Here is a 22,181-nt window from a genome sequence, read left to right on the forward strand (position 1 = left end):
GTCACGGTTTTTTAATGACGCATCACCATTCCACAACAAGGCGAAACACCATGGTTTCAGGCCGAGCCATCGCCACGGCCTTCGACGTGACATCACACCAGGATTTCCGAGGAGTGTACCATGACCCGACATGTCCTTCGCTGTTCCTGCCTTCTTCTTGCCGGGGCCCTTGCCCTGGCCCTTTTTTCCACCCCTGCAGCAGCCAAGACCTGGAAGCTGACCTACAGCGTCTTCTTTCCCGCCTCCCACGGCCAGGCCAAAGCCGCCGAAGCCTGGGCCAGAGAGGTGGAAAAACAGAGCAACGGCCGCATCAAGATCACCGTCTTTCCCGGCGGAACCCTCACCAACGCCAAAAACTGCTACGACGGGGTTACAGGGGGCATCTCCGACATCGGCATGTCGGTGTTCGCCTACAACCGGGGCCGCTTTCCCGTCATGGAGGCCTGTGACCTCCCCATGGGCTATCCCGACGGCCTCACCGCCTCCCGGGTGGTCAATGCCTACCACCGGGCCATGGCCCCCAAAGAGCTGGACAACGTGAAAGTGCTCTACCTCCACGCCCATGGACCGGGCCTGCTCCACACCAAAAAACCGGTGGCCTCCCTGGCCGACCTCAAGGGCCTGAAGATCCGCTCCACCGGCCTCTCGGCCAAGGTGGTAAAAGCCCTGGGCGCCGTGCCCGTGGCCATGCCCCAGGGCAGCACCTACGAGGCCCTTCAAAAGGGCGTGGTGGAAGGCACCTTCGGGCCGGTGGAAGTCCTCAAGGGCTGGCGCCAGGCCGAGGTGATCTCCTCCACCACCCTCTGCAAAACCGTGGGCTACACCACCACCATGTACGTGGTGATGAACAAGCGAAAATGGAATGCTCTGCCCGCCGACCTGCAAACCATCTTAGAACAGACCAGCGCCCGGTGGGTGGATGTCCACGGCAAAGCCTGGGACGAGCTGGATACCTCAGGCATGGAAGCCAGCCTTGCCCGGGGCAACCGCACCGTGGAACTCTCCAAAGAGGAAAACGCGGCCTGGAAAGAAGCGGTCCGCCCGGTGGTGACGGACTACATCACCCGGGCCTCAGAGAAAGGCCTTGACGGAGCCACCCTGGTGGAGACCCTCAAACGCATCATGGCCCTCCAACTCCAGGCGAGGGGCGCATGACCAGGCCGGGCCCGCTCACCACAGGCATCACCAAGGGAGCCACGTTCTCCGCCTGGCTCGCCGCCGCCTGCCTTCTGGCCATGATGGCGGCAACCTGCCTGGATGTTGTCCTGCGCTTCTTCCGCAGCCCCATCGCAGGGACCTACGAAACCGTGGGGTTCCTCAGCGCCCTCATGGTGGCCTTTGCCCTGGCCGACACCACCCTCAAAGGGGGCCACATCGCCGTGGCGTTCCTGAGGGAAAAGCTCCCCCCGGCCCCTGCAAAATGGCTGGACCGCACCGTCACCCTGGTGCTCATCCTCCTCTTCGGCCTGCTCACCCTGCGCATGGGCAGCCACGCCCTGGAGCTGAAAGAAGCCGCCGAGGTCTCCATGACCCTCAAAATCCCGGTGTGGCCCGTGGTGGCAGGCATCACCGCAGGCATGGGTCTCTTTGTGGCCGTACTGGCCACACGGCTAAAGTAGCGAAAAGCGTGCCTTGTATGGTCAAAAAGCCAGCCTTCTATGGTTAAAGTGGGCAGGAAAAGCCAGCCTCCGGCGGCCAGGTGGGGGCACCTGGAAACCCTGAGGCGAATGCATGAAAGCAGACATCATGCAACCGTTTTCAACGGCATTCGCATGGTGTGTGACATGTGGCCGCCGCTTTTGCAGGAGAGGCCCATTTCATTTTTCTAAAAACACGATGAAGGGTTTTGGAATTTTCTTAATATCACCCGGACTCAACAGATTATGAACCGTCCCGTAAAGCCGCCAGCTTTGGTTGCGGGCGGAGCCCGCAGAAAATGCCATTACGATTTGCCCTGAGGAACGAAGGGCGAAGCGCAATGGCAACCTGCTTTCGAGGTGGCACACCTCGCCGCCGGAGGCTTTTCGGCATTTTCAACCGAGCTATTGAGGGTCTGTATCTTTATGATGTCTCCAACAACCGCCGGGGCCGCCGGTTTTCTCTTTCTCTTTGTGCTTCTCTTTACGGGCATGCCCGTGGGCTTTGTCATGGCCCTCACCGGCATCCTGGGGTTTGGCGCCCTGGTCTCCTTTGACGCGGCGTTGAATTTGGCGGTGCGGGACATCATCGACGTTTTCGGATCGTACAACCTCACCGTGATTCCCCTGTTCATCTTCATGGGGCAGATTGCCTTCCATGCGGGCATCAGCACCCGGCTCTTCAAGGCAGCCTACCGGTTCATGGGTCACCTGCCCGGGGGCATGGCCATCGCCACCATCGGTGCCTGCGCCGGATTTTCCGCCATCTGCGGCTCCACCAACGCCACCTGCGCCACCATGGCCTCGGTAACCATCCCGGAGATGAAGCGTTACGGCTATAAGGACACCATGGCCGCAGGGGTGGTGGCGGCAGGGGGGAGCCTGGGGATCCTCGTGCCCCCCAGCGTCATCTTCATCCTCTACGGCATCATGACCGAGCAGTCCATCGGAGGGCTCTTCATGGCGGGCATCCTTCCGGGGATCCTGCTCACCCTGCTCTTTGCCGCGGCCGTTGCCGTCTGGGCCCTCATCACCCCGGAGGTGGCGCCACGGGGACCCAAAAGCACCACCAAAGAGCGCCTGGCGTCGTTGAGCGGCCTGGTGGAGACCCTACTCCTCTTTGCCCTGGTCATGGGCGGGCTCTTTTTCGGCATCTTCACCCCCACGGAAGCGGGGGGCATCGGCGCCTTCGGCACCCTGGCCATTGCCCTGGCCCGAGGCACCATCGACGTTTCAGGCTTTGCAGCCGCCCTCTCCGAGACCACCCGCATCTCCTGCATGATCCTTGTCATCGTGGCCGGAGCCACCATCTTCGGCCATTTTCTGGCCGTCACCCGCATTCCCTTTGAGATCGCCACGGCCGTGGCGGACATGGCCCTGCCCCCGTATGCCGTCATCGGCCTCATTGTCCTGGTCTACCTGGTGGGCGGGTGCTTCATCGACGCCCTGGCCCTGATCATGCTCACCGTCCCCATCTTCTACCCGGTGGTCACCGAGCTGGGGTTTCACCCCATGTGGTTCGGCGTGGTCATCGTGCTGGTCACCCAGATCGGCGTCATCACCCCCCCTGTGGGAATCCACGCTTACGCTGGCGCCAGTGCTGTGCCCAGCATCCCCCTTTCCGTGATCTTCAAGGGGGTGCTTCCTCTGCTTGCGGCCCTGGCCCTGGCTGCCCTTCTTGTGATATTCTTTCCAGATATTGCCCTGGTCCTTCCCGAGGCCATGGGATAACCCGAGCAACAGGCCGAGAGGACAGCACCATGCATCTCAGACACATCATCGCAGGACTTTTTGCCGCGGCCTGGGTTCTCTCCAGCGGGACCGGATATGCGGAATTCTACCAGTACAGAAACGAAGACGGGGTCATCTGCTTTACCGACGACCTGAGCCAGGTGCCCAAAGAGGAGGCGGAAAAATCAAAGGTCTTCTACGACCAGTTTGACGAGAAGCCCGAAGAGCCCGTGGTCGACCTCAAAGAAGAAGAGATGACCAAGGAAGAGCGGGAGCGGAAGGGCAAGCCCGCCCCCGTGGCCAATGCGCCCTCTACCCGGTTCACCTTTGCCGACAACAAAATCCTGGTCCGGGTGACCATCGGCAACAACAACCGGACGGTCTCGGCCATCCTGCTCCTGGACACCGGGGCCAGCACCACGGTGATCCACAAGGCCCTTGCACGCCGCATCGGTCTGAGGAACATGGCTACGGGCCATGCCTCGGTGGCGGGTGGCCACACCATCCAGACAGGTATCACCAGGGCGGATTTCATCTCCCTGGGTCCCAAGAAGCTGGAAAACCCCACCATCACGGTCATTCCCTATTACGGAGGCCATACCCAGCACGAAGGCCTTTTGGGCATGGATTTTCTCAAACACTTTCCCCACACCATCGACACGGCAAACCATCGCATCCTCTGGGCCAAGTAATCAGCCACTATGTTCCCCGTAAAGGAGGAATACCCCCATTGCGATTCGTCGATGCCGCCCACCTCTCCCCAGCTTGCCCCGCACCCGGAAAGCCCCGGGGGGCAAACCCGCCTTTCCCGCGTGCGGAGAAACCGAAAAAAACACGTTTTTCCACGAAAAATCCATTTACAATCAAGGCATGAATTCGGTAAGAGATCCTGTAACATGAAAGGGATCATTCTCAAGCTGTTTCCTCTTCCCCCACCCGACCGGTGGACATCCCATCCGATCACGACGAGACAGGCTCACGATGCTTTTCAATCCCCGCCAGGGTGACCGGCGGTCAGCAATCCCGCAGGAGGGGCGCTCCACGTGCCTGCGTCCTGTAAGGAATCCGGCACCCCTTGTGATATTTGATGGCAAGCCATCCACCAACACAACATGAAGGAGTCGTTGCATGAAAATCGAGAAGATCGGCAGCCGTATTGCCGGCCTGATGAAACAACGGGGCATCACCCTGGAGGATCTTGTGGAGCGCACGGGACTTCAACGGGAGTTCCTGGAACAGATCGGTCGTGAGAAAGAGTATTTCCCCTCCCTTGGCCCCCTGCTCAAAATTTCACGGGTCTTAGGGGTCCGCCTGGGCACCCTTCTTGATGATCAGGTAAGCGAAGATCCTCTTATTGTGCGCAAAGGCGATCAGAAAAGAGAGATCGACATGCTCCCGGACAAGGACAAGCCCGTTGCCCTCAGGTTCTTCTCCCTGGGCCAGGGCAAAACCGACCGGCACATGGAACCCTTCTTCATTGAAATCCTGCCCGAATCTGCCCATGACAAAAAGCTCTCCACCCACGAAGGGGAGGAGTTCATCGTGGTCACCCAAGGGGAGGTGGAGGTCATCTACGGCACGGAGACCCATCTTCTCAAGGCCGGAGACAGCATCTACTACAACTCTGTGGTCCCCCACTACGTAAGCTGTGCTTCAGAGACCCCGGCGTGCATCTACGCGGTGCTCTACATCCCGGAATAGTGGGGACGCCCGCCACGCCCGTGCTAAGAAGATCCCTCGGTTACGAACCCGGCCCGTGAAACGGGCCAGCGCAATACGGAGCAGACCATGACCACCACCAATCTTCGGGAACTGACCTTAGGGCAGATCCTCGACAAAGCCGTTGCCGAGCACCCGGACAACGAAGCCATCATCTATGTGGACCGGGACTTTCGGCTCACCTATCGCGAATTCGGCGAGACCGTGGACCGGGTGGCCAGGGGCCTCATGGCCCTGGGGGTCCAAAAGGGCGAAAAGGTGGCGGTCTGGGCCACCAACATCCCCTACTGGGTGACCCTTCAGTTTGCCACCGCCAAGATCGGCGCCATCCTCCTCACCGTGAACACCAACTACCGGTCCGCCGAGCTGGAGTACCTGCTCAAGCAGTCGGAGTCGGAGAACCTCCTGGTCATCAACGGGTATCAGGACGCCGATTACATCAACATCGCCTGCGACCTCATCCCCGAACTCAAGACCTGCCAGCGCGGCTACCTCAAAACCGACACATTCCCTAACCTCAAACGGGTCTTTTTCCTGGGTCACGAAAAGCACCGGGGCATGTACTCCATCCCCGAGATCGAAGCCATGGCCCCCATGGTCTCAGAGGAAGATTACCAAGCCCGCCAGGCCACCCTCTCCTGCCACGACGTGGTGAACATGCAGTACACCTCCGGCACCACCGGGTTCCCCAAGGGGGTGATGCTCAGCCACCACAGCATCGGCAACAACGGCTTCTGGATCGGCGAAAACCAGAATTTCACCCATGAAGACCGCCTCTGCCTGCCGGTTCCCCTCTTTCACTGCTTTGGCTGCGTCTTAGGGGTCCTGGCCGCCGTCACCCACGCCAGCACCCTGGTGGTCCTGGAGAGCTTCGACCCGGTGCAGGTGATGGCCTCCGTGGAAGAGGAGCGCTGCACAGCCCTCTACGGCGTGCCCACCATGTTCATCGCCATCCTGGAGCACAAGCTCTTTGCCAAGTTCGATTTTTCCTCGCTTCGCACCGGCATCATGGCCGGGTCCTCCTGCCCCATCAACGTGATGAAGCAGGTGATCCGCAAGATGTACATGAGCGAGATCACCATCTGCTACGGCCTCACCGAGGCCTCCCCGGTGATCACCCAGACCCGCATCGAAGACAGCATTGAAAAGCGCGTTGAGACTGTGGGCAAAGCCATGCCCGAAATCGAGGTGAAGCTCATCGACCCGGAGACCGGAGACGTGGTGGCCCCGGGAACCCAGGGCGAACTCTGCTGCAGGGGATACAACGTGATGAAGGGCTACTACAACATGCCCGAGGCCACGGAAAAAGCCATTGATAAAGACGGCTGGCTCCACTCCGGGGACCTGGCCACCATGGACGAGGACGGCTACATCACCATCACCGGCCGCCACAAGGACATGATCATCCGGGGCGGGGAGAACATCTACCCCCGGGAGATCGAAGAGTTCCTCTACACCATGGAAGAAATCCAGGACGTCCAGGTGGTGGGCATCCCCAGCCGCAAATACGGCGAGGAAGTGGCCGCCTTCGTCATCCCGAAACAGGGGGCAGATCTCCTCCCCGAAGACGTGCGGGACTTCTGCCGGGGAAAAATCAGCCGCTTTAAAATCCCCAAACACGTGGCCATTGTCGATGCATACCCCATGACGGCCAGCGGCAAGGTGCAGAAGTACAAAATGCGGGAAAACTACAAAACCTGGTTTCCTGATCACGAATAGCGGAAAAAACACCAGGGGATAAATCCCCAGGCTCGCAAATGCTCCGGGGCTCGTTCCTCGCCCTGCGCATTTGCGCCCCCGGGTTCCAAGGGCTCAGCCCTTGGCCGCCGGAGGCTTGCCCCTACCGCCATCCCGCGCTTCGCACAAAGCACGGCCCTCCCTGGTCGGTGCCCCCCACGGGGTCCGTATCTGGCGATGGGCTTGCCTTGGGAATGTCCACGGCAAGGGGGTCGTCGATGTTTCCGTTGACCTCGCCGTCGGCATCACCTGGGCCTCCGTCTGTGAGGGTCACGTAGAGGGTCTTGCCTTCCATGCGGCATCGTTCCGTGATCTCCACGTATCCCGCCTCCGTCACCTTGTAGACCCGAGTGCCCTCAGGAAGACTTGAAGGCATCCCCACGGGCAGTTCCACACTCTCCCCTGAAGGCACGGAAACCACCCGGTAGGCAAGGACCCCGTCGGGGAACTCGGCATCACGGGGTTTTCCCGTTGTCCCCAGAGAGGGGTCGAATTCCGAGAGGGTCCGCACGTCGGCAAGTGTCACCCCAGGTTTCAGCACCGAGGCATCCAGGGTAAAATGACCCGTGTTGGTGACGGTCGCCACCGTGGCACGGGAGCTGTCCCCGGGAAATTGTTCCAGGGAGTCGGGCACCCCGTCGCTGTCGTCGTCTGCACCCGGATTTGCCGTGGTAAAGTGCCGCACAAATGTCTCGTACAGGCTGTTTCCCGCCCGGTCACGGACCGAGGTGGAGATGGTCAGGGTCAAGAGGGTATCGGCGGGCAGATCCGATTCGGGGATCACCACCAGGGTTCGAGAGGCCTCCACATACACATGGCGGAAAGACGGCTTGACGCCTCCGGCGGTGGTGAGGCTCATGGATGCAGGCGTCAGGCTTTCCGGCTCCATGGGCTCGCTGAAGGTCACCATGGGGGTGATGTTGAGGGAGCTGTCATTGTTTTCGCTAGCCGTCACCCGTCACCCGGGGCTCTTCCGTGTCGGAAGCCGACAGGTGGCAAACGCACCCGCTCCTCGGCCGTAGGCCGTGCCCCCGGTGTTCACGGCAAAGGCCCGCACATAATAGGTGGTGCCCGGGGACAACCCTGTCATGGCATGCCCGAACAGTCCGGTGGAGCCCGTCTTGCCTCCGTCGGTTCTGGAGCAGGAGGTATCCGGGTCCTGGGTGTCGGACCAGCACACCCCGTAACTCACGGGATGCCTTAGCCCGAGTTCTTTCAAGTCCCCCCGCCCTGTGGCCGAGGTGGCGGCGATTTCCCACGGGGACAGGGTAGAGACCACGGCAGCCCGGGGATGTTTATAAATGAGTCCCACAGAGGTCTCATCCCCGTCGGGCAGCTGAAAGGTATAGGTTCCCTCCGAAACACCCGGTCCCTTTTTGGCCTTGAGGCAAAGCTCAATCTCCTGAAATGTATCGTTTGGTGGCGCCATGATCAGACAGGGAGACTCCACGGCAACCCCACCCGGATGATAAACGTTCCGCCCCCAGGTATCTTCTCCCAACCGCCTCTGCACCGGTTCCCCGTCCGTCAAAAACCGCGAGTCCCCATAACAAAAAAAGTCAGAATACGGAGTAAAAAAGTCACTGCCCGCGCCCTTCACCTTCAACTCGCCGCAGTCAAAGCCATTGATGTTATTGAACCTCAATCGGATGATCTCATCGTTTCCCACAAGGGTCGCGGGCTGTCGGGCCTCTTTCGTGGCCCAGGTGGCGGTCTCTTCGGTGCCGTCGTCATTGCGCCAGCGCCAATTCGTGTGTGCAACGATACGCGCGGAGGCATCCGCAGCAAAGAGCAGGACGCATAGAAACAATGCCATCAAGCAATGGGTGCGTTTTTTCATCAAGTATCTCCATGGTTCACGATTTTTTTGACGATACAATAGCTAACAAACGGCTCTTTGGACTCCCGCCTCTGCACAATGATGCCGGAGGCGGAAATATGGCCGGACACCCCGAGGTTGTTGTTGACCACCAGGTCTTTGCGGTTCCGGATGGCCAGGAGCCGATTGAAGTAAAAATGGTGACGGATCAGGGGCGTGCCTGTGAACCAGTTGTTGTTGGCCAGGACCACCAGGAAATCGTAGGGGCTGCGGGCAAAGGAGGCTGCCACCCGGTTGGTGCTGCTCTCGTTGCAGATGAGCACCCCGATGCGGGCACGGCCGGCCGCAAGGATCCCCCGGTTTGCCTCTGCAGGCTCTTCAAAGGGCGAGGCCTCAAAAAACGGAAGTTTCATCCCTGAAGCAGGCATTTCGATGCCCTTCAGGAGATTCTGTTTGTCGTAGCGCCCCGTCACCTGCCCCTTGCCGGTAAAAAGATAAGCCGAATTAAAGGTGTGGCCCTTAACAGCGGTGGTCATGCCGATAAGGTGCAGGGTGTCGGCTGAGGTGTTTGTGGCCTTCAGAATGGCCAGGATGAGGTCATCATCCGGCCTGTAGGACCAGGGTACGACGCCCTCGTTCCAAATGGTCAGGCACTGGCCCTTCCCTTTAATGGATGCGGCCAGCCCCAGAAGGCGCTGCGCATACTCATTCACCCGCTCCCGGGTCCACCGCAGGGTAAAAGAAGAATTGTCATTGGCAATGGCCACAGGAAACCCGTCCATACGAAGCCCTTCCACCTGACGAACCGCCAGGGCCCCTCCCCCGTGAAGCAGGGCAAGAAAAAGCACAACAAAGGCCGCCCAGATTGGGGAGCGCCCTTTGATCCCATGGGTGCACACAGATTGAGCATCAGCACGACAAAAGAGAGCCAAAAAATCCCTCCCAAGGCCGCCAGCTGACTCACATAAAGATTTCCGGCCTGGGAAAACCCCATGGGGTACTGAAACCAGGGAAAGCCCTCCAGAAGGTGGTACATTCCCATCTCCGCAAGGATGGCTGCCGAAGGCCACCAAACAAGCTGAACGCCAGCGGATTTCCTTCGCACCGGGACAAAGAGCATCAGGATAATTCCCGCCTTTGCGGCCATGATCCCCACGGCCACGCCGTGGCAGAGAAGGGCCACGCCCCAGCGGTCGCCCGTGTACCTTAAAGCGGCCCCAGCCACCCAAAACGACATGACCAGACCGTAGGCCAGGCCTGCCCAGCACACCTGCGCCACGGGCTTTTTTGCGCTCCGCACCGCAAGGAGAAAGGGAACCAGGCACACCCAGGCCAGCCAGGAGACCAGGGCCGTGGTGGCCACGCCCAAAAGCGCCCCGGACAAAGCCGAAAAGCCGACCCCACATGTGCTGAACCGGTTCCCTTCACTGTTTCGCGCCATCAGGCACTCTCCCGCGCCAGGGCCTGATGCCAGCACCTGAGGGACCCGCCAAAAAAAGTCACGGCATCAAAGGGGACCTCCATCACCTCCTGCCCGGCGGCCCGCAGACTGTCGGCAACGCGCGGCACCCCCGCGGTTAGGATCAAAGCCTTCTCATCCAGGATCAGGCCATTGCAGGCAAAGCCTTCCAACGCCTCGGCCGCCGATACGCCTACGGTCTCCCACCCATCCAGGCATTGAGGCAGGCCGTCGGGAAAGGCCTCGGGGCACACCACGGCCAAGCCTTCCTTCGGTGTGGAGAGACAGCAATCCAGGTGAAGCACATGGGGACTGAGCCTCACCTCATGGACGCGGTAGCCCGCTCCCAGGTACTCAGCCAGCCAGCGGACGCCCTCGGGGTTGCTTGCATTGCCGGAAAGCCCCACCAGAATGTCCCGCCCCAGCACGAGGACGTCTCCCCCTTCGAGGACAGCTCCCCGCCCCCATGGGGCGGTCCCCCTTCCGTACACCGGCGGCGGCACCAGGGGGGGCATGGAAACCCGGGCCATTTTGGTTTGTGCAAACCGCCGGTCCAATGCCCGCCGAATCCCGAAGCGTTCCCGCCGACGAAACGGGAACAGGAGCTCCGTTTCGATGAACCTGTCCCCCACCGTCAGGAGCGGATCCCGGGGATAGAGCTGAGACCCGCAGGCAGGGAACACCGAATCCATATATTCCAGCTCAACCCGGGTCATCTCCGGGATCCTGTGGACCGTGACGCCCCGATCCGTCAGCACCTTCATAACCGCCGTCATCTGGCGATCCATGCGCCTATAAAAGGCGGGATCGGCCTCGGCCAGGGTTTTCCCGGCATGGGCGCCAAAAAACGCCTGCCATTTCCGGGGAAACCACCGGCGCACTTCCGGGGACAGGTTCTCTGGGATCTTTACGTAAGGCGATCCCACAACGGCCTCTTTGAGGGTTCCCCACTCATGGGCAACCCCAAGGGATACCCCGGCCACGGTCGAAGCGCCATCGAGCAGTGCAACACGGCCCATGCAGAGGCCTGCCAGCGCGAGGGAGGCTGCGGCCATGCCCTTGAGCAGGGTACGGCGGTTGATGTCAGGGTCTTTCATCACAAAACCATCCATGGGGTGAGGGATACGGGGAAAGGCAAAACCGGGCTGGACGCAGCTGCTCCCCAACCCGGTCCCCGCAGGTTTCCCACCTTAACGACCGATAAAAAGGGTAAAACGCACGAACGCCCCCAGCAGGTCCAGGTCTTCAGCCGTGGCTCCGGGAAGCAGGTCGGCCCCTTCATGATGGGTATAGGAGAGACCGGCACGAAGCCCCCAATAGTCACGGGTAAAACCTGCGGCGACTTCCACCCCGGGTCCGGATCGGTAGTCCCGCACAGGGCCGTCCAGATCGGCGTCGAGAAAGCGCCACAAAAAGGCCATCGAGCTTACGGGCCGGATGGCTCCCAAGGCAGGAACCGTACACTCGGCACCATGCCGGGACGCGCCCAGGGCCAGGGTCAGCGCACGCACAGAACCGTCATCGGGCCCCAGGGAGGGAGAGAGCTTCCAGCGTATCCAGTCGTATCGCACGCCGCCTTCCAGATCCCAGTTCCCGTTCAGCCGATACGCCACCTGAACCATGGGGCTGATGCCGTGACGAACGCTCAGGTCGTAAGCCTCCCCCCCGTACGTTGAGGTGGCTTCGGCCCCATACCCGGCAAGGTCCACGCCGAGTTCCACGGCCCATGGGGATGCACTGTCTGATGAAAAGAGAGGATCGCCCTGTGCCGCGGCATCAGGGGAAGGGGGTTCCAGGGCATGCAATGGAGCGCTCAGAAACATGCAGAGCAACCACACGCACCAGAAGAGTCGATATCTTGGAGAGTACATAACGTGCCTTTCGATGATTCCTTAATTCAGCATACCCGGTACAACCCGGAAGGCTGACTGAATGAAGTAAACCACCCATCGGCAAAAGTATACGCCCCCTTGGGGGCCCACCTGTCAGAAACCTGTCGTTTTCACGTAACCTGTTAAAACGAGATAAAAACCACCAGTGGGATGTCCTAGCCCCAAAAGCTCTCCATGACCGCTTCCTGCTCTTCCAGGCTGTGGCCCGACCGGCGCAGGGACTTTCGCAACTGCTCCACCTGGTCCAGGGCCTGGTGGGGACGGTCTGCCTCAAGGCAGAGATCATGGATCAGTCGATTGAGGGACGGAGAAAGGGGAAGGAAGGTGAGGGCACAGCGCCCGGCATCCAGGGCCCGGTCCGTGCCGTGGGTCTGGGCCAGCACCGGGCACCACGCCAGGGCGGCAAGGCGGACTTCCCGGGGGTCGGGGACAAAGGGGGCGGGATCATTGAGAAGGGAAAAGGCACGGGTCAAAAGAACGGAGGCGGTCCAGGGGCGTTTCTGCTCCAAGATCAACCGCCCCTCTTCCAGCAGGTCATCGAGGCGGGCCGCCTCGCACCGGACATGGCGCAGCACAGCCGTGCCCGCGTCAATGGCCAGGTAACACCGGGGCGACGTCGCGTCCAGGGCTGCGCCCAGGGTCTGCCTCAGGCGCTTCATGAGGTTGTCGAGGCGCCCCCTGAGGCCTTTGGGCTCCTTCTCTGGCCAGAGAAGGGCAGCCAGGCGATGGGCGGTCATGCAGGTGCCGGGCTCCCCAAGCAGGAGGGTGAGCAGCCGGACCTGCTGGGTCGCTCGAATCGTCACCGATTTTCCTGTGGAAAGGCAACAAACATCAAGGCGCCCACCGGGGGCGGGTCGGATGTCCAGCACGGGCACGGCGCTGCCGTCGTCCAGAAGATCCACGCCCAGCATTTGCCTGGCGGCCAGAAAAGCCCGTCGGCTCTCGGCTCCCCCGGACACCGCCGCGGTGAGCATGGGCGTGAACGTGAGGGGCTCAAATCCGGCAAAATTAAGGCAATCCACGGTCTCCATCATGGAGAGCATACGCGTAACAGTCCCCATGGCGGCATCGACCTCGCCGTCCGTCAAGTATCGCCTGGCCAGGTATCCCAACCCCAGAACCTGGATGGAAGCATCCTCGAAAAGGGTGTGGTCTGAGGTGTGCTGGATCAGGATGGGCACCGCACCATCATCCCCCGGGTCCAGGCTTCGGCTGCACCCCAGGATCATGGCACAATGGCGAGCGTAGTAGTGACCGCAATCAAGGGGTCCCACCGGCCCGATCTCCGCAGACAGGGCCCGGGCTTCGTCGTGCCTGCCCAGGTGGGCCAGGCACAGGGCCTTCCAGCTCAGGGTCACGGCGTGGATGTTGTCTTGCCCGCCATCGGTGGTGAGTACCTCGTCAAATATCCCGAGGGCCTCTTCTACCCGGCCTCCGCGCAACGCAGCCAGGGCGTCCCAGGTACGGGTCATCTTCACCAGGTAGGGCGACGAAAGAAAAGGCGCAAAATGGGTCTTCACATACCTCCCGGCCAGGGTAAAATCATCCACCCGGCCGCGAATACGCAGGATGTTCAAGAGACAAAAGTGAACGGCAAAACGGCTTGACAGGCTCAAGGCCGCCATGCGCTCCGGCGCCACTTTGGCGTCGAGTTCGGCAAGGGCACTGGGAACGTCGGTCCGCAGGATGGCGTGCAAACAGGGCACCAGGAGGCTGAAAAGATCCAGGTGATCTTCACCACCTGCTGTAAGTTCCGGTTCCAGAAGGCGAAGCAGACCGCGGGCTGCGGCCCCGTCCAGGGCGTAGCATGCCCCCAGAGTCAGGGCCGCCAGGATATGACGCCGGTGATGCGCCGCCAAATCGATGGTTTCAAGAAGGTCCCTTCCCCGCTCGATGTCCGGGGCAAGCCTGCCGTAGGCCCCGCCGTGGAGCACCTCATACTCCACCAGGCGACCGATGGCATGAAGCTCTCCTGCCCCATCACCTGCCTCGCGCATGCCGTCAAGGCTCTGCTCCAGCCACTGCCAGGCGGAGACAGGGTCCTTGGTGAGCAGGATGATCATACCCCGACAGAGGTCCAGCCAGGGATAACTTTTTGAAGACCAGGGCGATAGCACATCGAGAAAAGAGGCAACCAGGGCAAACCGGCCCCGTCCAAGAAGCGCCAGCCCGTGAGAACTCAGCTCCTCGGCAAGCCTTTGATGACAGCCTTCCCGACTCAGGCAGAGCAACCCCTCCTCCACAAGGCCCCGTTCAAGGCATCCGGCACCCAGCACCTCGGCCCAGCGGCGACAAAACTCCGGCATCAGGCTGGATTTACGAGCTGCAAAGGCATCCCGAAGCAAGTGATGCAGGATGACCCACTCCCCATCCTTGTCTTTCTGAATCCTCACAAAGCACGCCCTGTCCGCAAGGGAGGCAAGCTGCTCCCCCTCGGCGCGCCAGGGACCGTCGTCCGTCAGGATTCCTAAAGGAATACGCTCCAGACCCGCCAGAAGGGTCATCCTGGGAGACGCCTCGGTCCAGAGAAGATCCATGGCCCCGAGAATCCGACTGCCGGAGAGTTTGGGAAAATGTCCGGACAAGGGCCTGCCGCTCAGCCGCCCGTGCTCCAGGATCAGCCGCACCCCTCCGGGCCACCCTTCGGAGAGGGCATGGATGTCCCGAATGGTGTGGGCCGCAACAGGGTCTCCTTGGGCAGCCTGCACCACCTGGGCGGTTTCGTCCAGGCTCAGGGCCAGAAGGTCATTGTCGATGAAAAGGGTGTCCCCCAGGGGGGCCAGGACCGCGTGATCCGGGTACTCACGGGTCAGGATCACCAGGTGCAACGGACTGTGGGCAAGAAGCTGCTGCAGGCAGGTACGGTTTGCCGGGCTGTCCATGACCAGGTGGTAGTCATCCACAATCAGCAGGCCCGGCCCCAGATCGGGGGCTGCTTTTACAAGCCGCGCCAGGGCCTGCTCCCAGCGATTCTCTGGTAAGCCGCCCTCGGGCAGGGAAGGCAGCCCCAGGCTGTGGATCAGCCCGTCCATAAAGACCGACGGGTCATCCTGAGACGGTGAGCAGGCATGCCAAAGGGACGGGGCCGAGGCCATCAGCTGCCGTGCCAGCGTGGTCTTGCCCTGACCGGCACGGGCCGCCATGACCAGCAGGCGAAAGTCACCGGAAAAGAGCATCCGGCAATGGGAGAGAGCGTCGTGGCGGATGACCGGATCGGAATGGCTCATGGGTACGTCCTGAAAAGAAATGATGAATGCAACGATTCAGTTGCCTCCGGCAGGGCCGCCTGAGGCAATGATGAGCTGAGTCATTACCCAAAAAACTTACTTTAGCCGGATCCCTTTCCTCTGCGCAAGCCGGAAAACCCGTCCTTTCCTTCACCCTTCGCCTTTTTGCCTTTACCCCTTCCCCTTTAGCCCTCAGCCTTTTTGCCCTTACCCCTTCCCCTTTAGCCCTCAGCCTTTTTGCCCTTAGCCCTTCCCCTTTAGCCCTTAGCCTTTTTACCTTTCCCCTTTAGCCTTTAGCCCTTTCTCCCATTCCCCCTTGACCTCTCCCCCCTCATCCGCAAAAATAGACATTCACACGCCCACCCACGGGCAGCAAACCGTACCCAACCCATCTCCGTGACATAGAAAACGAAAAAGGACCCGACATGATGAAACGCACCTGCATATGCCTGTTCCTGACAGCCGCCCTTGCCGTGACCGCCGCAGCCTTGGCCACACCGTCCTCCTGCCCCAACAAAACGGCCGATCCGTCCACCCCATGCCCCCGCACCACCTGCACGGCAACTCAGGAAGCCTGCCTGACCCAGCACCGCACATGCGTCGCCCAGATGAAAAAGCGGCCCCCCTGCGGCCGCACCGCGCCCAAGGTGATGGTCAAGGAAGAAGATGGCTGGAAGCTTGTGGTTCACATCCTCCATCCGGGCAGCCGAAGCCAGGGCTACCACGGGAGCCTTTATAAGGATGGCAAGCGCATGGAAGGAAAAAAAGGAGAGGCCCTCAAAACGCCCTGGGGCACCTTCACCTGGCAGGGAGCCATGGACGAACGCCACCATCTTTGGGACAGCACGGGCTGGGTGAGCAAAGACGCAAACCCCTTTGCCGAAAGCGCCGTCACCACCCCCAAAGAGCAGACAAGCATGGAGGAGCTGGACAGGCAAATTGAGGAAGAGATGAAAGGGACGCAGGGATCAGGCCTTTAATTCAAAGCCCCATTTTTTTCATCCATTTCCACAAGGTGACCCTGCTCACCCCCAGGAGCCTTGCGGCTTCGGTTTTCACGCCCCCCGCCCGAAAAAGGGCGGCCTCCACGTCATCCCTGGTCACGGCCCGCCGTCCCCCCTGAAAGGGGACGGCTTCCCGGGAGTTCCCCACATGGACGGGCAGGTGCTCCACCTCCACGCGCCCGTTTCGGCTCAGGACCATGGCATACTCCATGGCGTTGCGCAGCTCCCGGACGTTCCCCGGCCAACCATAGGCGTCAAGGACTGCTGCGGCTTCCGGAGAGATGCCGGTCATGGGCTTTCCGTCCCGCAGGGCAAACCGCGTAAGAAACCGGTTGGCCAGGATCAGCACGTCGCCGTCGCGCTCCCGCAGCGGCGGACAGATAACGGGAATGACGTTGATGCGGAAATAGAGGTCTTCCCGGAAATCCCCCCTTTCAACAAGGGCCCCCAGGTCCCTGTGGGTGGCGGTGATAACCCGCACATCCACCGGTACCGGGGTGTGGTCCCCCACCTTTTCGATCACCTTCTCCTCAAGGACCCTCAGCAGCTTCACCTGAATCGGGGCGGGCATGTCCCCGATCTCATCCAGGAAGAGGGTGCCGCCGTGGGCCGCCTCAAAGCGACCGACCCGGTCCCGGGAGGCACCGGTAAAGGCCCCCTTCACATGGCCGAAGAGCTCACTCTCCAGAAGGTTTTCATTCAAGGCTGCACAGTTCACCTTGATAAAGGGCGCCCCTGCCCCCATGCTGCCCGTATGGATGGCCTGGGCAACCAGCTCCTTTCCCGTGCCGCTCTCGCCCTGGATCAGTACCGGGGCCGTGGAGGTAACCACACTGTCGATAAAGGCCAGGAGCCGGCGAATCGCTGCGGACTCCCCTTCGATGCCGTGGTGCTCCCGGCTGGCCACCACCTCCCGTGCCAGGTCGTCCACCCGGTTCTCCAGGGCCACGAGTTTTCTCATGTCCGTGAGGATCTCCACGGCACCGATAACCTGCCCGTCTCCGTCCTCCATCACCCGGGCCCGCTTCAACACCGGGATGCTCTCACCGCTCCGGCACTTGATGGTGCACCGCACCACCTTCTCCCCCCCTGAGGCAAAAAGGCTGCAGTGCGGATGTTCCCCACCCTTTTCAATCCGCTTGCAGCCCGAGCAGTTCAGCATACGGCACGGGCCCCCTTTCAGCTCCTGCCGGGAAAACCCCGTGAGTTCCTCGGCAGCCCGGTTGGCATCGAGGATCCGCCCCTTGCTGTTCACAACCAGAACGCCGTCGGCAAGGGTGTCGAAAATATGAGAAATCACGTGTTCCATGGGTCACCTCATGGGCGGAGTTAACGTAAATTAACATTTGTTGCCATACTTACGTTAATTTATTAACACAGCCCAAACACACCTGCAATATGAAGCTGCCATTTCCATATGTTACACGTTCAGCCACCTGGCACACCCTTTGCGGTGAAATGCTGCAAATGCAACTATTCAATGGCCTCCGGCGAGGCTGTTTTTTCACACATCGAAGGGAGACGTTATGGGAGGAAACATGATGCGAAGGCTGGGGCTGATCATGGCGTGCCTGGCCTGCTTCGGGCTTGAATCTGCCCGGGCGGACGAAGCACCGGGACGCGCCATGGCAAGGCAGGCCACGGCAGACACCACACCGTGGATCACCACGAGCCATGCCGACCATGACATCTTGAAGCAGAATTTCACCTCGGGAAGCGAGGTGACCAAAGCCTGCCTCACCTGCCACAACGAGGCGGGCAACCAGGTGATGCAGACCATCCACTGGACCTGGCGGGACCCCGACAGCCCTGAAGAGGAGAAAATCGGCAAGGCAGGCCTGACCTTGAACAACTTCTGCATCAGCATCCACGGCAACGAGCCCCGATGCACTTCCTGCCACGCCGGGTACGGTTGGAAAGATAAAAGCTTTGGTTTCACCGACGAGACGAAGATCGACTGCCTCGTCTGCCATGAGCAGACAGGCACCTACAAAAAGTTTCCCACCATGGCGGGCCTGCCCGTGGACAAACCCAAAAAGTTTGGGAAAAAGACCTTCACCCCGCCGGAGTGGAACACCGTGGCCCAGAGCGTGGCACGCCCCACGCGAAAAAACTGCGGCACCTGCCACTTCTTCGGCGGCGGCGGGGACGGAGTCAAGCACGGCGACCTGGACTCCTCCCTCTTCATGCCGGACAACGCCCTGGATGTGCACATGGATGCCAAGGGCAAAAACTTCGACTGCGTGCGCTGCCACACCACCGTGGCCCATGACATCGCGGGCCGCTCCTACCGCACCCCGGCCTTTGAGAGCCGAAAAAGCCTCGTGGAGGATGATTTGACCCACAAAATCTCCTGCGAGTCCTGCCACACGGCCACCCCTCACCAAAAGGGATCCAAGGCCAACGACCTCGACAAGGGCGGGGCTCGTGCCAGACTTGCCACATCCCCACCTTTGCCCGGGAAAAGCCCACCAAGATGTGGTGGGACTGGTCAAAGGCCGGCGTCAAAAAGGAGGGAAAACCTTACGTGGAAAACGGTCCCTACGGCAAGCCCGTCTACATGACCAAGAAAGGGGACATGCGCTGGGAGAAACACGTCAAACCCGAGTACTTCTGGTTCAACGGCAGCATCGAGACCCTCACGGCCCGGGACACGGTGGATCCCTCAAAAGAGATTGCCGTCAACCGCCCCCTGGGTGACCGAACGGACCCCAACGCCCTACTTCCCCTTCGCGAGGTCGGTCTCGGCGAGCACAGCCAAGCCACGCCCAGGCAAAAACCTCGTCATCCCCCACCTCTTCGGAAAAAACGGGAGTGACGCCTACTGGAAAACCTACGACTGGAACCGGGCCGTGGCCAGCGGCATGGAGCACGCAGGGCTTCCCTTCAGCGGGGAGCTCGCCTTTGCCGAGACCAGCTACGTCTTTCCCATCACCCACATGGTGGCCCCCAAAGAGGAAACCGTGGCCTGCGCCGAATGCCACACCCGGGAAGGGGGCCGCATGGACTCACCGCGCCACCTGGGCAGGTTTCGCACGCCTGGCCGCGACACCAGTGGCCCCTTGGAAGCCTCGGGCTGGGCCCTGGTCCTGGCATCCCTTGTCGGTGTCGTGATTCACGGGACGATTCGTGTACTGGCACGGCGAAAAGGGTAAAAACGTGCCCCTGGCGGAGAGAGACGGCTCCCCTCCACCCAGGTTGCGATTACACGGCTCACCTTTTTGGTCTTGTTCCCAGGCTCTGCTTTGGGAATGGCCCTCGGGAGGCCCTGCCTCCCTTACTTAACTGACCGGAGCGAAGCGACTCCACGGCCTTTCGCCTTTATCCATTGGCCCTTCGCCCGTTTTTTTAAAGGAAATACCATGAACGAACCCATCTACCTTTTCACCCGTTACGAGCGCCTCTGGCACTGGTTCCAGGTGGCCGTCATCACCGTCCTCATGGTCACGGGCCTTGAGGTCCACGGCAATTTCACCCTCATGGGCTTTGAGGCAGCCGTCACTATCCACAACATCTCCGGCATCGCCTGGGCCGTGGCCTTTGCCTTCTTTGCCTTCTGGATTGCCACCACCGGCGAATGGAAACACTACATCCCCACCACCCGAAAGATGGCCCTGGTGGTGCGCCACTACGCCGTGGGCATCTTCAAAGGCGAGCCACACCCCGTCCCCGCCACGGAGCGGGCCAAGCACAACCCCCTGCAGCGGATCGTCTACCTCGTCTTCTCGGCCGTGCTCCTTCCCCTTCACACGGCCATGGGATTTCTCGATTGCAATGGCTTTAACACCCGCACCGACTTCATGGCAGACGTTGGCCTGGGAGCCATCGCCGTTATCCACACCCTGGGGGCCCTTATGATCCTGGCCTTTGGTGATCATGCGCACCACACCACCACCTGCCCCACGATTCCCAATGTAAAGGCGATGATGTCCGGGTGGAGAAGTAGCACGAACGAGCATCGGTCGACAGAGCACAGATAAAAAAGCCCTTTACCCGTTTGGGAGTAAAGGGCTTTTTTCTTGCCCTGGGCGCCATCAGCCACGTATCATGCTGGAGAGCTGAGACAGCAGAGCCCAAGGGAGTATCCTCACCCTCAAAAACCGAGTATGCCAAACCACAGGCAAGCGCCCCATGAATGATAAAGCCCTTATCTTAGCAGACATCGAAGGCATCATCGGCGTTCACGCCAAAGCCCAGTGCACGCCCGGTGCCCATGCGTGGCACAAGGCAAGGCACCTTCTCACAGCCGATGTCAACGCCGCGGCCCGGGGCCTTCTTGACGCCGGTTACCACCGCATCACCGTCGGCGACATGCACGGTACGGGCTTTAACATCCTCCCGGAAAAACTCATGGCCGAAGCTCGCTGCGAGCAAGGCCACCGCTGGCACCCCGTGCCCCTCATCGGCACCATGCCCGAGGCAGACTGCGCCGTGATGGTCGGCTGGCACGCAGCCCCGGACCAGGAAGGGTTCAGCCCCCACATTTTCCATAAGCGTTTAAGAAAGCTCTGCATCAACGACAGCCCCGTCACCGAGGTGGAACTCTTCTCCGCCGTGCTTGGAGAACACAACATCCCCGTCACCTTTGTCAGCGCCGAAGACGTGGCCTGTGACCGTATCCAGGGGCACATGCCCTGGATCCATCGGTTCGACGTCCCCAAGCGCCCCGTCAGCCAGTCCCACATCCGAGACCTTCGCACCCGGCTCACCGACGAAGTGCGTCAGGCCGCCTCCACCAATAACGCGCCCCCACTGGTGTGGGGCACCCACAAGGTCACCGCCACTTTTCCCGACGAAACACAAACCTGGACCTCCCCGTCAGCGACCACAACCTTCCGCCGCCTCCTGGCCGACACAGCCCTGGGCTTCGCCCCGGGTGCCGCCATCCCTTGCCTCCTCTTTATCCTGCGCACCCGCTGCCGCATGGAGGAGTGGGCAAGAAAACGATAAAACCATGCCTCCGGCGGCGAGGTGTGCCACCTCGAAAGCAAGGTGCGAATGCTCCGGGGCTCGTACCTCGCCCCGTCACATTCGCTGACGGGCTTCGCCGGTTTCGGAGACATCACACATGGAGGCAGAGCCTTCGAAAAACATCCCCAGGCGGAGCCTGGGTACAGAGGGTGTCCGGGGGGTGGGGATGAAAACAGGCCGATAGCCGAACGATAATCAAGGTAAGACGTCCTTGAAAGGCGGATGTGGTTTGCCCGAGGAACGAGGGGCAAATTCTTTCAGAAACCTGGGGTCCAGGGGATTTCTCCTGGCCGCCGGAGGCACGCTTTTTCGCCCACGTTGACCATCAGAAGGCTGTGCTTTTTGGGATGTACACTTACCAAACAAAAACACCCCTGAACCGGCTGACACGGTTCAGGGGTGTTTCATGTTTCAGGTGGAGGACCTGGAAGAAAGGGAATTAGGCGGTCTTAATCGACCTTCTCGGCTTTGTAGCCTGCGCCTTTCCAGGCGTAGATGCCACCGCTGTAGCGGTAGACGTTCTTGTAGCCGAGTTTCTTGGCCCAGACCGCACCGTTGTGGCTTCGGGTGCATTTGACAAACCCGCAGTAGACGATGATGGTTTTCTCTTTGTCGGCACCCAGGAGGGCCTCGTACTCGGCCTGGGTTTTACCGGCGGTCTCATCGTTGTTCCAGGTGTTCATGTCGGGGATGGGGAAGAGGAACTGCACGGCGCCGGGAACGTGGGCCTTTTTGTAGCTGGCTTCATAGGGCATGGTGTCCACGATGACCATCTCTTTGTTTTCATCGATCATCTTCTTCAACTCGGCGGTGGTCACCAGGTCGTAGCCGCCGCGCTGGATCTCGCGCACGAGCTTGACGGCGCCGGTCTCTTTTTCCACCTCTTTTTCAAATTTGCTCTTGCCGAAAGCGAACACGTTGCCGGCCAGAAGAAGGGTCAGGCCCACCGCAATCACCGCAGAAAATCGTTTCATCGTCATTCTCC

Annotated in this window: 21 protein-coding genes; 12 read left to right on the forward strand and 9 right to left on the reverse strand. The window is 60.8% G+C overall.

The features are described from left to right. The first annotated feature begins 120 nt into the window (after nucleotides 1-120). The 6 genes from ACOYW1_RS22095 to ACOYW1_RS22120 all read left to right on the forward strand — a co-directional run bounded on the left by ACOYW1_RS22095 (nucleotide 121) and on the right by ACOYW1_RS22120 (nucleotide 6,806). A complete protein-coding gene (locus ACOYW1_RS22095; protein WP_482419763.1) occupies nucleotides 121-1,155 on the forward strand; it encodes a TRAP transporter substrate-binding protein in 1,035 nt (344 codons plus the stop codon). After that, a complete protein-coding gene (locus ACOYW1_RS22100; protein WP_482417819.1) occupies nucleotides 1,152-1,619 on the forward strand; it encodes a TRAP transporter small permease in 468 nt (155 codons plus the stop codon). The genes ACOYW1_RS22095 and ACOYW1_RS22100 overlap by 4 nt, the downstream gene beginning before the upstream one ends. A gap of 447 nt (nucleotides 1,620-2,066) precedes the next feature. Next, the gene (locus tag ACOYW1_RS22105) at nucleotides 2,067-3,368 is read left to right on the forward strand and encodes a TRAP transporter large permease (RefSeq protein WP_482423796.1); all 1,302 of its coding nucleotides are present in this window, start codon (nucleotides 2,067-2,069) and stop codon (nucleotides 3,366-3,368) included. Nucleotides 3,369-3,397: 29 nt separating this feature from the next. Further along, the gene (locus ACOYW1_RS22110) at nucleotides 3,398-4,060 is read left to right on the forward strand and encodes a retropepsin-like aspartic protease (protein ID WP_482419764.1); all 663 of its coding nucleotides are present in this window, start codon (nucleotides 3,398-3,400) and stop codon (nucleotides 4,058-4,060) included. A 436-nt stretch (nucleotides 4,061-4,496) separates the two neighbouring features. Continuing rightward, entirely contained in the window at nucleotides 4,497-5,069 is a 573-nt protein-coding gene (locus tag ACOYW1_RS22115) for a helix-turn-helix domain-containing protein (RefSeq protein ID WP_180139290.1), read from the forward strand. Nucleotides 5,070-5,156: 87 nt separating this feature from the next. Continuing rightward, on the forward strand, nucleotides 5,157-6,806 hold the full coding sequence (locus ACOYW1_RS22120) for an AMP-binding protein (RefSeq protein WP_482419765.1): 1,650 nt from the start codon (nucleotides 5,157-5,159) through the stop codon (nucleotides 6,804-6,806). Nucleotides 6,807-6,927: 121 nt separating this feature from the next. On the opposite strand, the gene ACOYW1_RS22125 is transcribed toward ACOYW1_RS22120, so the two are convergent. The 7 genes from ACOYW1_RS22125 to ACOYW1_RS22155 all read right to left on the reverse strand — a co-directional run bounded on the left by ACOYW1_RS22125 (nucleotide 6,928) and on the right by ACOYW1_RS22155 (nucleotide 15,221). Further along, nucleotides 6,928-7,779 (reverse strand): Ig-like domain-containing domain, encoded by an 852-nt coding sequence (locus ACOYW1_RS22125; protein ID WP_482419766.1) that lies wholly within the window; start codon nucleotides 7,777-7,779, stop codon nucleotides 6,928-6,930. A 3-nt stretch (nucleotides 7,780-7,782) separates the two neighbouring features. Beyond that, nucleotides 7,783-8,664 (reverse strand): fibronectin type III domain-containing protein, encoded by an 882-nt coding sequence (locus ACOYW1_RS22130; protein WP_482419767.1) that lies wholly within the window; start codon nucleotides 8,662-8,664, stop codon nucleotides 7,783-7,785. Beyond that, the gene (locus ACOYW1_RS22135; RefSeq protein WP_482419768.1) at nucleotides 8,664-9,440 is read right to left on the reverse strand and encodes a nitrilase-related carbon-nitrogen hydrolase; all 777 of its coding nucleotides are present in this window, start codon (nucleotides 9,438-9,440) and stop codon (nucleotides 8,664-8,666) included. The genes ACOYW1_RS22130 and ACOYW1_RS22135 overlap by 1 nt, the downstream gene beginning before the upstream one ends. Continuing rightward, on the reverse strand, nucleotides 9,353-10,084 hold the full coding sequence (locus ACOYW1_RS22140; RefSeq protein WP_482419769.1) for a hypothetical protein: 732 nt from the start codon (nucleotides 10,082-10,084) through the stop codon (nucleotides 9,353-9,355). The genes ACOYW1_RS22135 and ACOYW1_RS22140 overlap by 88 nt, the downstream gene beginning before the upstream one ends. Next, complete coding sequence (locus ACOYW1_RS22145; protein ID WP_482419770.1) at nucleotides 10,084-11,199, reverse strand: dimethylarginine dimethylaminohydrolase family protein; 1,116 nt, start codon at nucleotides 11,197-11,199, stop codon at nucleotides 10,084-10,086. The genes ACOYW1_RS22140 and ACOYW1_RS22145 overlap by 1 nt, the downstream gene beginning before the upstream one ends. Nucleotides 11,200-11,292: 93 nt before the next feature. Next, nucleotides 11,293-11,925, reverse strand: coding sequence for a hypothetical protein (locus ACOYW1_RS22150; protein ID WP_482419771.1), 633 nt, complete (start codon nucleotides 11,923-11,925; stop codon nucleotides 11,293-11,295). Between the two features lie 224 nt (nucleotides 11,926-12,149). Then, a complete protein-coding gene (locus ACOYW1_RS22155; protein ID WP_482419772.1) occupies nucleotides 12,150-15,221 on the reverse strand; it encodes an AfsR/SARP family transcriptional regulator in 3,072 nt (1,023 codons plus the stop codon). 425 nt (nucleotides 15,222-15,646) lie between these two features. Between ACOYW1_RS22155 and ACOYW1_RS22160 the strand changes: the two genes are divergently transcribed. Then, on the forward strand, nucleotides 15,647-16,201 hold the full coding sequence (locus tag ACOYW1_RS22160) for a hypothetical protein (RefSeq protein ID WP_482419773.1): 555 nt from the start codon (nucleotides 15,647-15,649) through the stop codon (nucleotides 16,199-16,201). A 1-nt stretch (nucleotide 16,202) separates the two neighbouring features. Here ACOYW1_RS22160 and ACOYW1_RS22165 read toward each other — a convergent pair whose 3' ends face one another. Then, nucleotides 16,203-17,534: a sigma-54 interaction domain-containing protein gene (locus tag ACOYW1_RS22165; protein ID WP_482419774.1), complete on the reverse strand. Its 1,332-nt coding sequence runs from the start codon at nucleotides 17,532-17,534 to the stop codon at nucleotides 16,203-16,205. A 229-nt stretch (nucleotides 17,535-17,763) separates the two neighbouring features. Here ACOYW1_RS22165 and ACOYW1_RS22170 point away from each other — a divergent pair, with 229 nt between their 5' ends. From ACOYW1_RS22170 to ACOYW1_RS22190, 5 genes are all read left to right on the forward strand, one after another. Continuing rightward, nucleotides 17,764-18,789 (forward strand): multiheme c-type cytochrome, encoded by a 1,026-nt coding sequence (locus tag ACOYW1_RS22170; RefSeq protein WP_482419775.1) that lies wholly within the window; start codon nucleotides 17,764-17,766, stop codon nucleotides 18,787-18,789. Next, nucleotides 18,753-19,043 carry a hypothetical protein gene (locus ACOYW1_RS22175; RefSeq protein WP_482419776.1) on the forward strand — a complete coding sequence of 97 codons (291 nt, stop codon included), beginning with the start codon at nucleotides 18,753-18,755 and terminating at the stop codon, nucleotides 19,041-19,043. Before ACOYW1_RS22170 ends, ACOYW1_RS22175 begins: the two co-directional genes overlap by 37 nt. After that, nucleotides 19,012-19,380: a hypothetical protein gene (locus tag ACOYW1_RS22180; RefSeq protein WP_482423797.1), complete on the forward strand. Its 369-nt coding sequence runs from the start codon at nucleotides 19,012-19,014 to the stop codon at nucleotides 19,378-19,380. Before ACOYW1_RS22175 ends, ACOYW1_RS22180 begins: the two co-directional genes overlap by 32 nt. Before the next feature lie 207 nt (nucleotides 19,381-19,587). Next, nucleotides 19,588-20,205, forward strand: a complete 618-nt coding sequence (locus tag ACOYW1_RS22185) for a cytochrome b/b6 domain-containing protein (protein WP_482419777.1) — start codon at nucleotides 19,588-19,590, stop codon at nucleotides 20,203-20,205. 151 nt (nucleotides 20,206-20,356) lie between these two features. Continuing rightward, nucleotides 20,357-21,175 carry a M55 family metallopeptidase gene (locus tag ACOYW1_RS22190; RefSeq protein WP_482419778.1) on the forward strand — a complete coding sequence of 273 codons (819 nt, stop codon included), beginning with the start codon at nucleotides 20,357-20,359 and terminating at the stop codon, nucleotides 21,173-21,175. Between the two features lie 470 nt (nucleotides 21,176-21,645). Here ACOYW1_RS22190 and ACOYW1_RS22195 read toward each other — a convergent pair whose 3' ends face one another. Further along, entirely contained in the window at nucleotides 21,646-22,170 is a 525-nt protein-coding gene (locus ACOYW1_RS22195) for a rhodanese-like domain-containing protein (RefSeq protein WP_482417831.1), read from the reverse strand. Nucleotides 22,171-22,181 lie beyond the last annotated feature (11 nt).

Source organism: Desulfoluna sp. CYM3A (genome assembly GCF_056829965.1).

What these genes read in the sequence shown, in the direction of transcription:
- ACOYW1_RS22190 (WP_482419778.1), top strand. Translation starts at nt 20,357, where the DNA reads ATGAATGATAAAGCCCTTATCTTAGCAGACATCGAAGGCATCATCGGC.
- ACOYW1_RS22155 (WP_482419772.1), bottom strand. Translation starts at nt 15,221, where the DNA reads ATGAGCCATTCCGATCCGGTCATCCGCCACGACGCTCTCTCCCATTGC.
- ACOYW1_RS22150 (WP_482419771.1), bottom strand. Translation starts at nt 11,925, where the DNA reads ATGTTTCTGAGCGCTCCATTGCATGCCCTGGAACCCCCTTCCCCTGAT.
- ACOYW1_RS22160 (WP_482419773.1), top strand. Translation starts at nt 15,647, where the DNA reads ATGATGAAACGCACCTGCATATGCCTGTTCCTGACAGCCGCCCTTGCC.
- ACOYW1_RS22170 (WP_482419775.1), top strand. Translation starts at nt 17,764, where the DNA reads ATGATGCGAAGGCTGGGGCTGATCATGGCGTGCCTGGCCTGCTTCGGG.
- ACOYW1_RS22120 (WP_482419765.1), top strand. Translation starts at nt 5,157, where the DNA reads ATGACCACCACCAATCTTCGGGAACTGACCTTAGGGCAGATCCTCGAC.
- ACOYW1_RS22145 (WP_482419770.1), bottom strand. Translation starts at nt 11,199, where the DNA reads ATGAAAGACCCTGACATCAACCGCCGTACCCTGCTCAAGGGCATGGCC.
- ACOYW1_RS22105 (WP_482423796.1), top strand. Translation starts at nt 2,067, where the DNA reads ATGTCTCCAACAACCGCCGGGGCCGCCGGTTTTCTCTTTCTCTTTGTG.
- ACOYW1_RS22195 (WP_482417831.1), bottom strand. Translation starts at nt 22,170, where the DNA reads ATGAAACGATTTTCTGCGGTGATTGCGGTGGGCCTGACCCTTCTTCTG.
- ACOYW1_RS22165 (WP_482419774.1), bottom strand. Translation starts at nt 17,534, where the DNA reads ATGGAACACGTGATTTCTCATATTTTCGACACCCTTGCCGACGGCGTT.
- ACOYW1_RS22185 (WP_482419777.1), top strand. Translation starts at nt 19,588, where the DNA reads ATGAACGAACCCATCTACCTTTTCACCCGTTACGAGCGCCTCTGGCAC.
- ACOYW1_RS22110 (WP_482419764.1), top strand. Translation starts at nt 3,398, where the DNA reads ATGCATCTCAGACACATCATCGCAGGACTTTTTGCCGCGGCCTGGGTT.
- ACOYW1_RS22130 (WP_482419767.1), bottom strand. Translation starts at nt 8,664, where the DNA reads ATGAAAAAACGCACCCATTGCTTGATGGCATTGTTTCTATGCGTCCTG.
- ACOYW1_RS22095 (WP_482419763.1), top strand. Translation starts at nt 121, where the DNA reads ATGACCCGACATGTCCTTCGCTGTTCCTGCCTTCTTCTTGCCGGGGCC.
- ACOYW1_RS22115 (WP_180139290.1), top strand. Translation starts at nt 4,497, where the DNA reads ATGAAAATCGAGAAGATCGGCAGCCGTATTGCCGGCCTGATGAAACAA.
- ACOYW1_RS22100 (WP_482417819.1), top strand. Translation starts at nt 1,152, where the DNA reads ATGACCAGGCCGGGCCCGCTCACCACAGGCATCACCAAGGGAGCCACG.
- ACOYW1_RS22140 (WP_482419769.1), bottom strand. Translation starts at nt 10,084, where the DNA reads ATGGCGCGAAACAGTGAAGGGAACCGGTTCAGCACATGTGGGGTCGGC.